Origin of the sequence: Psychrobacter namhaensis, from assembly GCF_016107545.1 — a bacterium.
Lineage (GTDB): Bacteria > Pseudomonadota > Gammaproteobacteria > Pseudomonadales > Moraxellaceae > Psychrobacter > Psychrobacter namhaensis.
On record NZ_JABASS010000001.1, the window covers coordinates 22,394 to 35,132 of the forward strand.

The 12,739-nt window shown below is 44.2% G+C and carries 10 protein-coding genes; 4 read left to right on the forward strand and 6 right to left on the reverse strand.

Annotated features, from left to right (window positions below):
• Window positions 1-149 precede the first annotated feature (149 nt).
• Window positions 150-950 carry an SDR family oxidoreductase gene (locus JFC06_RS00095; RefSeq protein WP_227670194.1) on the forward strand — a complete coding sequence of 267 codons (801 nt, stop codon included), beginning with the start codon at window positions 150-152 and terminating at the stop codon, window positions 948-950.
• Window positions 951-1,032: 82 nt separating this feature from the next.
• Here JFC06_RS00095 and JFC06_RS00100 read toward each other — a convergent pair whose 3' ends face one another.
• The 5 genes from JFC06_RS00100 to JFC06_RS00120 form a co-directional block, all read right to left on the reverse strand.
• The gene (locus JFC06_RS00100; RefSeq protein ID WP_198333509.1) at window positions 1,033-2,733 is read right to left on the reverse strand and encodes an AMP-binding protein; all 1,701 of its coding nucleotides are present in this window, start codon (window positions 2,731-2,733) and stop codon (window positions 1,033-1,035) included.
• A 625-nt stretch (window positions 2,734-3,358) separates the two neighbouring features.
• Window positions 3,359-5,053 carry an AMP-binding protein gene (locus JFC06_RS00105; RefSeq protein WP_198333510.1) on the reverse strand — a complete coding sequence of 565 codons (1,695 nt, stop codon included), beginning with the start codon at window positions 5,051-5,053 and terminating at the stop codon, window positions 3,359-3,361.
• A 558-nt stretch (window positions 5,054-5,611) separates the two neighbouring features.
• Window positions 5,612-6,403, reverse strand: a complete 792-nt coding sequence (locus tag JFC06_RS00110; protein ID WP_198333511.1) for an ABC transporter permease — start codon at window positions 6,401-6,403, stop codon at window positions 5,612-5,614.
• 142 nt (window positions 6,404-6,545) lie between these two features.
• On the reverse strand, window positions 6,546-7,358 hold the full coding sequence (locus JFC06_RS00115; protein WP_198333512.1) for an ABC transporter ATP-binding protein: 813 nt from the start codon (window positions 7,356-7,358) through the stop codon (window positions 6,546-6,548).
• 37 nt (window positions 7,359-7,395) lie between these two features.
• Window positions 7,396-7,986 (reverse strand): thioesterase family protein, encoded by a 591-nt coding sequence (locus JFC06_RS00120; RefSeq protein ID WP_193006356.1) that lies wholly within the window; start codon window positions 7,984-7,986, stop codon window positions 7,396-7,398.
• A 184-nt stretch (window positions 7,987-8,170) separates the two neighbouring features.
• On the opposite strand from JFC06_RS00120, the gene xthA reads away from it, so the two are divergent.
• The 3 genes from xthA (at window position 8,171) to JFC06_RS00135 (ending at window position 11,113) form a co-directional block, all read left to right on the forward strand.
• On the forward strand, window positions 8,171-8,995 hold the full coding sequence (gene xthA, locus JFC06_RS00125) for an exodeoxyribonuclease III (protein WP_193006357.1): 825 nt from the start codon (window positions 8,171-8,173) through the stop codon (window positions 8,993-8,995).
• A 72-nt stretch (window positions 8,996-9,067) separates the two neighbouring features.
• Entirely contained in the window at window positions 9,068-10,291 is a 1,224-nt protein-coding gene (gene argJ, locus JFC06_RS00130) for a bifunctional glutamate N-acetyltransferase/amino-acid acetyltransferase ArgJ (RefSeq protein WP_198333513.1), read from the forward strand.
• Window positions 10,292-10,714: 423 nt separating this feature from the next.
• Complete coding sequence (locus tag JFC06_RS00135) at window positions 10,715-11,113, forward strand: DUF4377 domain-containing protein (RefSeq protein ID WP_193006359.1); 399 nt, start codon at window positions 10,715-10,717, stop codon at window positions 11,111-11,113.
• Window positions 11,114-11,263: 150 nt separating this feature from the next.
• Here the strand turns inward: JFC06_RS00135 and JFC06_RS00140 are convergent, their stop codons facing one another.
• Window positions 11,264-12,697, reverse strand: coding sequence for an L-serine ammonia-lyase (locus JFC06_RS00140; RefSeq protein WP_198333514.1), 1,434 nt, complete (start codon window positions 12,695-12,697; stop codon window positions 11,264-11,266).
• Window positions 12,698-12,739: the final 42 nt, after the last annotated feature.

Genomic DNA, 12,739 nt, shown 5'->3' on the forward strand with positions numbered 1-12,739 from the left:
AAACTAGGCCACTAAATCTGTAGATTTGCGCTATTATAGACTATCCGACTCTATCCAATATCGAATAAAAAGGACTGTCCATGCAAAACAAATGGAGAAACTTAGTAGTCAAAAGCGCCAACCAAGGTAAAAGTCAGCTGTTTAGTGCGATGCAACCCTCACGCTATTTACAAACCTTAAATAAGCAGCAGGCTGGAAAAGGCAAAACGGTGCTTATTACGGGTGCTAGCTCAGGTTTGGGTGAGGGCATGGCAAGACTCTTTGCCAAGCTTGGTTATAATCTTGCAATATGCGCACGCCGCACCGATCGTTTAGAGCGTTTAAAGGCAGAGCTAACCTCAAAATATCCCAATATCCGTGTTGAGTATCGAGCGCTTGATGTTAGCGATTACGATGCAATTTTTGCCGTGTTCGACGCCTTTGCCGATGATTTTGGTGGTATTGATCGGGTGGTAGTAAATGCCGGTATTGGTGATAGTCGCCGTATTGGTAAAGGCCGTTTTGATACCAACCGCCGCACGGTCGAGATTAACTTTATCTCGGCATTGGCGCAGTGTGAAGCGGCGATGAATATCTTTCGCGCTCAGAACAGGGGGCATCTGGTCGTGATATCAAGCATGTCAGCGATGCGTGGTCTGCCTAAGCACTTGACGGCTTATGGCGCTAGTAAGGCTGGCTTGGCTCATCTAGCAGAAGGTATCCGTGCTGATATGCTTTTAACCAACCTACCGATCAAGGTTTCTACGATTTATCCAGGTTACATTCGTACTGAGATTAATGAAAATGCAAAACCATTACCGTTTGAAGTGGATGCGAAGACGGGTACTAAAGCAATCGTTGCAGCGATTGAGGCTGGTGTAGATGAAGCCTGCGTACCAAGTTTGCCATGGTCAATAGTTGGGCAGGCGATGAAGCATTTGCCATTACCGTTAATCAATAAATTAAGCTAACACGGTTAATTGTATCAGTAGTAGATAAGAAAAAGCCCTCTATGTTTAATGTAGAGGGCTTTTTTATACGCTGTTTCCGAGGTTAGAGGGTTTGAGGATTGTCTAACATGTGCTGTTCACGCAGCTTTTGGCGCAGCACTTTTCCTACGTTACTCTTGGGTAATTCACTGACGAACTCTATGTGGCGTGGGCACTTATAACCCGTCAAGTTATCTAGGGCAAAGTCTTTAATATCACTTTTGGTGACATTGTTGTCAGCGGGGACGATGTAAATTTTGACCGCTTCACCTTGATGTTCATCAGGAATACCAATCACCGCACAGTCAATAATTCCATCACAGTCTAGCATGACGGATTCAATCTCATTGGGGAAGACGTTAAAGCCTGAGACCAAAATCATATCTTTTTTGCGGTCAAGTAGGGAGATATAGCCTTGTTCATCCATACTAATGATATCGCCAGTACGGAAGTAGCCATCGCTGGTAAAGTCGTTTGAGTTGTCTTTATTGAAATAGCCGGAGGTGATGTTTGGGCCCTTAATGCACATCTCACCCGCTTGATTTAATCCTACCCGTTCACCATTATCATCGACAACGATAATATCGACACTAGGAACGGGGATGCCGATAGTCCCGTTGAATTTACGGTCAGTAATGACGTTCGCAGTACCGGCCGCGACGCCTTCAGTCATTCCCCAACCTTCCACCATCGGGCAGCCAGTAACATCTAACCAGCGGGCAGCTGTTTGCTCAGTTGCGGCCATACCACCAGCTTGGGTGATGCGTAGTGAGCTAAAGTCTAAGTCTTTAAAGTTTGGCTGGTCAAGCAAGCCTTTAAACAGCGTGTTGACCGCTGGGAAAATGTGGAACGGCTGTTTGGAGAGGGTTTTGATAAAGCCTGGCATGTCGCGTGGGTTTGGCACTAGGATAAAGGTGTAGCCTGAGCGCATACCCAATAAGCTAAGCATAAAAGCAAAAATATGATAGAGCGGTAACGCCATGACCATATTGATATATACCTCATTGATCTCTGAGGTCACAGGACGATACCAAGCTTCTGACTGCATCGCGGCTGCTACGACGTTACGCTGAGTCAAAACAGCACCCTTAGACAGACCTGTCGTGCCACCCGTATACTGTAGGATGGCTTTTTGTTGCATGGTGGTTTTTGGTGCTTGGATAGGTAAGTTTTTCCCTTTTTTTAGCACATCAGGGAACTTGGTGACATCGTATTTAGGATCATTAAGGTTGTATTTGGGGACTAAGCGCTTGACCTGACGGATGACTGTATTGACCAGTATTCCTTTTAATCCCATCATATCACCCATCTTTGATAGGACGATACGCTTGATATTTGTTTCTTCAATCACCTGCTCGAGCGCTTGCGCAAAGTTATCGACCACAAAGATAACCTGAGCCCCAGAATCATTTAACTGATGGCGTAGCTCACGACCTGTGTACAGAGGATTCACAGGCGTGCAAACATACCCTGCACGTAAAATACCAATCATCGTTGGCAAGTACTGAGGCACGTTTGGCATCATGAGAGCAACGACACTGCCTTTAGGGATTCCTTGGGCCTGCAACCACGCTGCCACAGCAAGTGACGCCTTATCAACGTCGCCATAAGTGTGGGTGACGCCCATACAGATAGTCATTGGATGCATACGAAAGCGGTTAAAGCACTCTTCATATAGCTCTATGAGGCTCTCATACTGATCAGGGTTAATAATCTTGGGTACATTTTCTGGATATTGAGCAAGCCAAGGCTTATCTGCTGTCATACTTAGCGTCCTTAAATGTTGAGATAAGTTAAGGTTCTATAAAGAAGTAGTCACATCCATGTCAACAATGCCAGTCATCGCGTTAAACGCAATGGATTGTCGCGTGCTATCCTATTTATTCACAGACTGCTCAAATACGGGCCTTTATGTTGTTTATTCAACTACTAAGAGCAAGCTTATCAGTCGAGTAAACGGGTAATACTGGTGCTACTAGAACGTATCACTTATAAATAAAGCGAACAAACTGACTTTTAATGAACGTAGTATTTACTTACATTAATAAAGAGTAGCGTAACGTATTTTGGCAATACATTAACATAACCACCATTGATTTCGTTACACTTATAAAAGAACTTAATAGTTTATAATTAAGTTTGATAAATCGAAGAATATATGATGTAACTCTAAAAGGATGAATGGCAGGTAAAAGAAGATAAACGGTAATTTCTTTAGAGGAAACCAAGAAACGGTAGAGTTACCCTTTATGGATGAAGAATAGTTGATAAATTATTCTTAACCTCACATTTACAAACTGGCAATGTTTTGCATAAAAGTTATGGCGTTATATGAAAAAAGCACTCTACACTGAGTGTAGAATGCTTTTTGGTCAGAGATTGACTACGTATTACGCAGGATGGTCGGCACGGTGCTTTTCACGCAGCTTTTGGCGCAGTACTTTGCCTACGTTACTCTTTGGTAATTCACTGACGAACTCTATGTGGCGTGGGCACTTATAACCCGTCAAGTTATCTAGAGCAAAGTCTTTAATGACTTCTTCAGTTACGTTGTTATCAGCGGGGACGATGTAAATTTTGACCGCTTCACCTTGACGCTCGTCAGGGATACCAATCACCGCACAGTCAATAATTCCATCACAGTCTAACATGACGGATTCAATCTCATTAGGGAAGACGTTAAAGCCTGAGACCAAAATCATATCTTTTTTGCGGTCAAGCAAGGTAAAGTATCCTTTATCATCCATGCTGGCAATATCGCCAGTACGGAAGTAGCCATCGCTGGTAAAGTCATCACTACTGTCTCTGTTCAGATAACCTGAGGTCACGTTTGGCCCTTTGATACACATCTCACCCGCTTGGTTTACACCAACTCGTTCCCCATTTTCATCAATAAGAATGATGTCGACGCTAGGAACGGGGATGCCGATAGTTCCGTTGAATTTGCGGTCAGTAATGACGTTCGCAGTACCGCCAGCGACACCTTCAGTCATACCCCAACCTTCTACCATCGGGCAGCCAGTGACTTCTAACCAGCGTGTGGCTGTTTGCTCAGTTGCGGCCATACCACCAGCTTGGGTGATGCGTAGTGAGCTAAAATCTAAGTTCTTAAAGTTTGGCTGATCGAGTAAGCCCTTAAACAGCGTGTTGACCGCTGGGAAAACATGGAATGGCTGTTTGGAGAGGGTTTTGATAAAGCCTGGCATGTCGCGTGGGTTTGGCACTAGGATAAAGGTATAGCCTGAGCGCATACCCAATAAGCTAAGTGAAAAAGCGAAGATATGATAGAGCGGTAACGCCATGACCATATTGATATATACCTCATTGATCTCTGAGGTCACAGGACGGTACCAAGCTTCTGCCATCAATGCAGCAGACACTATATTGCGCTGTGTCAGTATAGTGCCTTTAGACAGACCTGTCGTGCCACCCGTATATTGTAGGATGGCCAATTGGTCTAAGCTCATTTTTGGCGCATGGAACGGTAGGTTTTTCCCTTTTTTTAGCACATCAGGGAACTTAGTAACTTCATGCTTGGGGTCGTCGAGTTTATACTTAGGGATGAGACGCTTGACTTGACGGACAATGGTATTGACCAACATTCCCTTTAGTCCCATCATATCACCCAGTTTAGACAAGATAATACGTTTGATTGCAGTCTCATCGACTACCTGCTCGAGCGCTTGCGCAAAGTTATCGACCACAAAGATAACCTGAGCCCCTGAGTCATTTAACTGATGGCGTAGCTCACGGCCTGTGTATAGAGGGTTAACAGGCGTACAAACATACCCTGCACGTAAGATACCAATCATCGTGGGTAAGTACTGAGGCACGTTTGGCATCATGAGAGCAACGACACTGCCTTTAGGGATTCCTTGAGCTTGTAACCACGCTGCCACAGCAAGTGACGCCTTATCAACGTCGCCATAAGTGTGAGTGACGCCCATACAGATAGTCATTGGATGCATACGAAAGCGGTCAAAGCACTCTTCATATAGCTCCATTATACTGCTATATTTATCTGGATTGATCGTCTTAGGTACACCATTAGGATAATGGGCTAGCCAAGGTTTATTCGGCGTCATAGTCAGCGTCCTTGAAGTCTAAAATAGGTTGAGATTGTGTAGTAAAGCAGTCTTATCCGTGTCAATAAAACCCATCAGCGCTGACATAAAACGTGTATCGCTGAGAGTAATCCTATCCTTATCTATTGACTGGCTGCTAGGTTTTAATTGCTGTTGTACGACTTTACTTAACGATTATTCAGGAACGGAGCTAAGTAAAACCAACAACTCAATAATACACTGTGGCTTTGGTAGAAGCGCTACCTTTTATTTATCACTAAAATAATAAATAAATGATACATTTAAGAAATACATTAGCATGAATACACGCTAATACCATACTAATATGCAAGACTGTGCAGTACAAAAATAAAGATGAAAAGTTCAAATTATGTCTAATGTAGGACTAGCAGGTCTCTCGCCGGCTCTCAGCTTGAGTTAAAGTGACAAGTATTGTGATTATACGCGTAAAATAGCTCAGCTCTTACCGATATATTAAACGAATGTTTGCCGAAATTTAGTATAAGTTAGCAGAGTAAGAGTGCGCTCAGCCCAATACCGTTCATTTCTTGATAGGGGTTAAGGCAGAATAAGTTGTTTGTTTTTATTAAAAAACCGTCGATAAATGAGTAAAGTGCTGATCGTACAGCCAAGCGTGCTACTGACACATATCAGAAACATGGTGACTATCTGATAACGAACGGCTTGAGTGGGATCAGCCCCAGCCAGTATTTGACCCGTCATCATACCGGGCAAGCTGACAATGCCGACAACCAACATAGAGTTAAGCGTGGGCGTCATACCATTAATAATTGCGGCCCGTATTGGTTCGTGTACCGCTTCAAATGGACGAGCTGCTAGGCTTAACATCATCTCAATGCGGCCTTGCTGCTCGTGAAAGCTTTCAATCAGCTGATTGCTGGTCAATGAAATAGCGGTCAAAGAGTTGCCTAATATCAAACCTAAGATAGGGATAATAAACTGCGGTGTATACCAAGGCTGGACGTTTAAAATAACAATGATGGCTATGGCAGTGACCAATACAGCCGAAGCACTGACTGCGAGAAGGGTATCGACCAACAAGCCTTTATAGTGGCGTTTGACACGGTTTTTGGCCGCGCTCCCGGCAATGAGGGTCATAATGGTTAAAATCAGTAGTACTTCATACCACTGTTCACGGGCAAAAATCCACGCCAATATCAGACCAATAAAACTCAGCTGAACAACAGTACGAATAGCAGCGGTTAAGAGGGTTTTAGTGAGCTGCAAGCGTAGTTGCCAAGAGATGATAAGGACGATGACAATAAGGCTGCTGGCAAGAGCAATATCACCATACGTTAAAAATATTTGCGTGTCGTCCGTACCGATCATAGTGACTCATTATAAAGGAGATGAAAGCGGGGTGAGGTCCAACGAGACTGCGGGCAAAATTTGTGTGTTGATCTTAGGGTTAGGGCGCGTTCTCAATTCAATTTATCTTATGTTGATGAGCATTTTTAAAATAAAGACGGGCCTAGAAGACTTCACTTAATACGCCTGCTTGCATAGACCAATGCTGATCAGCGAATGGCATGACATCTTGTGTGTCATGAGTCACCCATAACAACGTACGCTGCGTCTTGGCCCGAGCCCAGTTAACGAGTAAATGTACCAATTGGGTTGATACGTCGCTGTCTAAAGCAGCGGTAGGCTCATCCAATAATAGTACTTGCGGGCTCAGTTGTAAAAGACGTAAGGTATTGACCAGCTGTCGCTCACCGCCGGATAAGTAATTGGCTTCTTGCTGCAAAAAATCAGCGCTACGCCCGAGAGAGGAAAGCTGCGTGATGTGCCAATCCATATCAAAATCTCGATGCTGATGGGCTTGTAAATTATAAGGCATTTGCAGGTTATCTAACACACTACCTTCTAATAGCTGGGGGTGCTGAGCGAGTAAGGAGACTTGTGTGCGCCACTGCGTCGGCTCAGTATCATGGATACTGTGATAAATGGGATTGTGTAGTTGGTCTACGCTTTGCAAGCAGACCTCACCGCTATCCATGGGTAATAATCCTGCAAGCACGCGTAATAATACTGACTTGCCACTACCAGAAGCACCAGTCAAAACCGTCACCTGTCCTGATAGTAGCTTGCCACTGACATCGCTTATTAATGAATGCTGATGAGGGGCTGAGACGGCCTCTTGATTGTTATTGTTCTTTATTTTGGTGAGCCACCTGTAGTATGTGCCGGATAGAGTGGATGCGGTAGTAGAACGGTTTTGTTGACTTAGCTCCACGCTCATAGAGCGCTTATTATGTATGCAGATACTTTTAAATTCTAGCATAAGGCGCTTCTTATGAGTGCGTTAATAAAATAAGTCATTACTCATCAGCATTTTGTGTGATCGCTTGTTGAATGGCGTCCCGTAAGCTTTGAGGCACACGAATAGGCCGCATAGGCGCAGTACGAGTAGCTTGAGTCTCATCGTTAGACATCGACTCTGGTGTTACTTGGTTTTGTACGCAAGCAATCACAATTTTAGCGCTACTTAATAAATGGTTACTGTTTTTGGTGTGGTCGGTCGAGTTACCTTTTGGTGTATGCCGGTGAATGCTTTGATAAAATACCATGCTGGCAGGTTTTAGTTCGACTTTATCGATACGCACGTTGATGATTTCATCTAAAAGGATGGCTCTTTTATATTGCAAATCTGCTTGGCTCACAACAAAATGCTGTATGTCGCCGCTATCAGACTGTAGAAAGTAACCGTTTAAACCAAGCTTAGTAAACCAGTCACGTCGGCAGTTTTCAAAAAAGACCAGATGGTTGGCATGATAGACTATGCCACCGGCATCAGTATGGTTGATGTAAACGTTATAGTCAGTCGCAAACAGCGGTGTGGTTGTCTGGTCAGATTGTGCCTTGTTAGAAATTGATATGGTGTTTGTAGGGTTGCTTTTAGGGGTTGTCATAGTAATACTCAATCAAGTGTTGATAGCGGTCATTTAATAAAGGTGATTTAATAAAAATCGATGTGTGTGATAATAATAGCTACTCTAGCTTAAGATATAAAGGTACGCAACAGAAAGGCTGGCCTACGACTGTTATCATGGTTGTTTTAGCGCCACATTTTAATCAATTAGTATAGGATGGTTTATGCCCCGTTTTGTCAGTTTTAACATCAATGGTATTCGCGCCCGTCAACATCAGCTTGAGGCGGTACGCGAGGTAATCGATCCTGATGTGATAGGTCTACAAGAAACCAAAGTTCACGATGAGCAGTTCCCACTCGACAACATAGAAAGTCTTGGCTATCACGTAGAATATTTTGGACAAAAAGCCCACTATGGCGTGGCTTTACTGTCCAAGGTGGCCCCTATATTTGTCCAAAAAGGCTTTCCTGACGAAGATGGTGAGGCACAAAAGCGTTTTATCCATGCTCGCTATGAGTTTGAGGGCCGCGAAATTGATGTGCTTAATGGTTATTTTCCGCAAGGAGAGAGTCAAGACCATCCCACTAAATTCCCAATGAAGCGGGCTTATTATGCTGATTTAATGGCTTACATTGATACGTTAAAAGCGGAAGGACGTTCGCTTGTCATCATGGGTGACATGAATATTGCTCCAGAAGACATCGATATCGGTATTGGTGAGGTCAATGCAAAGCGCTGGCTTAAAAACAGAAAAACCTCTTTTTTACCAGAAGAACGCGCGTGGTATAGCGCATTGATGTCACGAGAGCTGACCGATACGTACCGTTTGCACTATCCAGAGAGCACAGAGTTATATAGCTGGTTTGATTACCGCAGTCGTGGTTTCAATGATGATCCTAAGCGTGGCTTACGTATCGACCATATCTTATGCACCGCTGATCTCGTTGATGCTTGTGTCGATGCAGGTATCAGTTATGAGCTACGAGCCATGGAAAAACCCTCTGACCATGCGCCAATTTGGTCGGCATTTGATCTGAGTAAATCGTAGTAATGATAGGGTGTTTGCCAAAAACACTTTACTATATAAACAATACTAAAAGTTAAAAATAAGGATGTAACGATGGCCGTCGGAAATGTTGCAGTACCCAATACTATTTACCCTATCGAAGGTATCAAGCTCAGTGCCACTGCGGCAGGGGTACGCTATAAAGATCGTGACGATTTGGTCGTGATGGAAATAATCGATACCGCCACCACTGCAGTTGTAACGACAAAAAATACCTTTTGTGCCGCCCCTGTACGCGTACTGCGTGAGCATTTTTCTAAGACCAGTCCACGCTATTTAGTAACCAATACTGGCAATGCCAATGCGGGTACTGGCGCTGATGGTAAGCGTCGAGCCATTGATATCTGTGCGGCATTGGCGAGCAAAGCAGATGTGGATGTGAGCGCCGTATTGCCATTCTCTACGGGTGTGATTGGTGAGCCGTTAAATAGCGATGCTGTTATTGCGGGCTTAGACAAGGCCATTGCTAATTTGGCTCCTAACAATTGGCTAGCTGCGGCTAATGGTATTCGTACCACTGATACTATTCCCAAGCTTGCCAGCCAAAAAGTTGATGTGGATAATCTCAGTTATCACATTACCGGTATGTCAAAAGGGTCAGGGATGATACGCCCAAATATGGCGACCATGCTAGGCTACGTGGCAACCGATGCCAATATCGCGGCTGACTTATTACAAGAGATGCTAAGCGCAATCAATGAACAGTCTTTTAATCGCATCACAGTCGATGGCGATACCTCAACCAATGACTGCTGTGTCCTAGTAGCGACAGGCACGGCCAGCTCAGAGATCATTGACAGCCCAGAGCATCCGCACTATCAGCCAGTGTTTGCGGCTTTAACTGAGGTTTTTGTACGCCTAGCGCAGTTAATTGTACGAGATGGTGAAGGTGCGACCAAGTTTATGACAGTAAAAGTCACTGGTGGGCAGACGACACAAGAGTGCTGCGATGTGGCCTATGCGGTTGCGCATTCACCTCTAGTGAAAACAGCATTCTTTGCTAGTGATGCCAATTGGGGTCGTATCTTGGCGGCAGTGGGTTATGCTGGAATCGAAGATCTCGACACAGAGCAAGTCGATGTGTATTTAGATGAAGTGATGATTTGCCAAAATGGTGGCGTTGCCCCTCATTATACAGAAGAGGCGGGCAAGACGGTCATGAGCCGCCCTGAGATTACCATTCATATCGATCTTGCTCGTGGCGAAGCCAGTGATACGGTTTATACTTGCGATTTATCCTACGATTACGTCAAGATTAATGCCGATTATCGTAGCTAAAGGTTTTTATACCTAGTAATTTTTCGCTGTTCTTATCGTTAAGCCAGGGTGCGCATCACTCTGGCTTTTTATTTTTTATTGTTTACTTCTCATTTTGCCTGATTAGCAATTCACTCTATTATTGCATACGTTTTCTTAACATCAGTTGCAAAAGCTGACGTTACTTTACAAAGCAGTCATAGAGGGCAAGCGGATTGGCGACCTATACTAGTTTTAGTAAAGGAAAGGCAGTATTATTGATTCTGTCAGACTCTCGTTAAATATTTTTATTTAGCGACGTTTTATCTAGCATCGACAGTAGCGTGATAACAATGACCCAATTGCCTGATATGTTTTGAGTATGTATTAATCACAACAAGACGTTCACAACAATAAATTCAAACAGGTAATAGAGACTTAACCCAATTAACTGAGGATTAAATAATGAAAAAATTAGCACTTGCAGCATTGATGACGACTTTTGCCCTTTCAGGTTGTTCTACCATGGGTATGGACAATGAGCGTACGATGGTTGTGGAAGGACAGCCCATGAGCGTTAAAGTGGTTAACATTCCAAGCTTTGAAGTAGAAATAGCGCCACGTAAAGCAGTCTGTGACCTTACTGCTACTGATGGCAGTAAAGTTGAAGCACAGTGCTTGCAGTATCGTCAGACGTATCACAAGAACTATACGACACTAAATGGTAATATCCAAGGCTTTACTTATGAGCCAAATTACCGCTACGTGCTTGATGTACGTCAAGAAGCTGTAACTGCTGAAGGCTCTAACGTGGTACAGCCAGTTTGGATTCTAAATGAAGTAGTGTCAAAAACTGCTGAATAATCACATGGGTACTCGCTTGTATTTATAAGCGGCTACTCTCATATGATAAAGGCCTCTAATTCGTTAGAGGCCTTTTTTGTCGCTATTTTAACTGATTTAGCAATTTAGCAGTTCACATGATAACTGTACAAATGACAATGGCGTTTTAAATTAACATTGGCTGTAGTTTACACTGACGCCACGGGTGGCCGTTGGTATGCGATTATCCGCATAGACGGCAAGTCCCCCGCGAGCGGTCTCTTTATATTTATCCGACATATCAGCTCCCGTCTGCTTCATGGTTTCAATGGCTTTGTCCAAAGAGACAAAATGTTGCCCATTGCCTCGGCAGGCGAGACGTGCCGCATTAATTGCCTTTACGGCGCCCATGGCATTACGTTCGATACAGGGCACTTGCACCAAGCCGCCAATAGGATCACAAGTAAGTCCTAAATTGTGCTCAATGCCAATTTCTGCTGCATTTAAGCACTTGGCTGGTGTGCCGCCCATAATTTCTGCTAGGGCAGAGCCTGCCATAGCACAGGCGGAACCGACTTCCCCTTGACAGCCTACTTCAGCGCCAGAGATTGAGGCATTCTGTTTAATCAAGCTACCGATAGCGGTGGCGTTCAATAAAAACTTGCGCACGCCCTCTTGGCTGTAGTTGGATAAGAAGTCACGATAATAGTGTAATACTGCTGGAATGATACCGGCAGCACCATTGGTAGGGGCGGTGACGACTTTACCGCCATTGGCATTTTCTTCGTTGACAGCCAGTGCGTATAAATCAACCCAGTCCATCGCTGCCAATTTATCATTTTTTGATATTGGCTGGTCTTTTTCAGCACTCAGCTGCAAGTGTAAATCCTGTGCGCGGCGTTTGACATCGAGACCACCAGGTAAAATGCCAGCATTTTCACACCCTTGTTTGACACAATCTTGCATCACCTCCCAGATACTATCTAAGTAGGCATAGACTTCTTCTTTATCATGGAAGTGGCACTCGTTTGCCAGCACTAAATCACTGATACTGAGCCGATGTTGATCACACTGATCTAGCAGCTCTGCGGCGCTATTAAAAGGGTAGGGCACACGATCGATAGTTGGGCTGGCATGGTCTTCGTCTGGGTTGTTGGCATCTTCTTCATTGATCACAAAGCCACCGCCGACGGAGTAGTAAGTTTGCTGATAACGTGTGCCGTCTGTCAGTATTGCTCGAAGTGACAACGCATTGGGATGATAAGGAAGCACGGTATCGTCGTACCAATAAATATCCTGCTCCGTATCAAATGCCACTGTATGGGCACCTGAGAGATTCAATTTTTTCTCAGAAAAAATAGGAGACAGATAATTGCTAGTCATGCGTGTATCAATGGTGCTGGGTGTATGTCCAAGCAAGCCGAGTAGGATGGCGGTATCGGTTGCATGTCCTTTTCCTGTCGCGGCTAAAGAGCCATAAAGCTCAATTTCAATCTTTTGAATGGCAGTCAGCTCTATCTGCTTTGTCAATGAGGCTAAAAAAAGATTTGCGGCTACCATTGGTCCTACCGTATGAGAGCTTGATGGACCAACGCCGATTTTGAATAAGTCAAAAACACTAATCATAGAAAATTACCGAAAGTTTTAAGGGCTTTAGCACGCTGTGTA

Coding starts and splice junctions, on each gene's coding strand:
- xthA (WP_193006357.1), top strand. CDS start 8,171: ATGCCCCGTTTTGTCAGTTTTAACATCAATGGTATTCGCGCCCGTCAA.
- JFC06_RS00110 (WP_198333511.1), bottom strand. CDS start 6,403: ATGATCGGTACGGACGACACGCAAATATTTTTAACGTATGGTGATATT.
- JFC06_RS00120 (WP_193006356.1), bottom strand. CDS start 7,986: ATGACAACCCCTAAAAGCAACCCTACAAACACCATATCAATTTCTAAC.
- JFC06_RS00140 (WP_198333514.1), bottom strand. CDS start 12,697: ATGATTAGTGTTTTTGACTTATTCAAAATCGGCGTTGGTCCATCAAGC.
- JFC06_RS00115 (WP_198333512.1), bottom strand. CDS start 7,358: ATGCTAGAATTTAAAAGTATCTGCATACATAATAAGCGCTCTATGAGC.
- JFC06_RS00135 (WP_193006359.1), top strand. CDS start 10,715: ATGAAAAAATTAGCACTTGCAGCATTGATGACGACTTTTGCCCTTTCA.
- JFC06_RS00105 (WP_198333510.1), bottom strand. CDS start 5,053: ATGACGCCGAATAAACCTTGGCTAGCCCATTATCCTAATGGTGTACCT.
- JFC06_RS00095 (WP_227670194.1), top strand. CDS start 150: ATGCAACCCTCACGCTATTTACAAACCTTAAATAAGCAGCAGGCTGGA.
- argJ (WP_198333513.1), top strand. CDS start 9,068: ATGGCCGTCGGAAATGTTGCAGTACCCAATACTATTTACCCTATCGAA.
- JFC06_RS00100 (WP_198333509.1), bottom strand. CDS start 2,733: ATGACAGCAGATAAGCCTTGGCTTGCTCAATATCCAGAAAATGTACCC.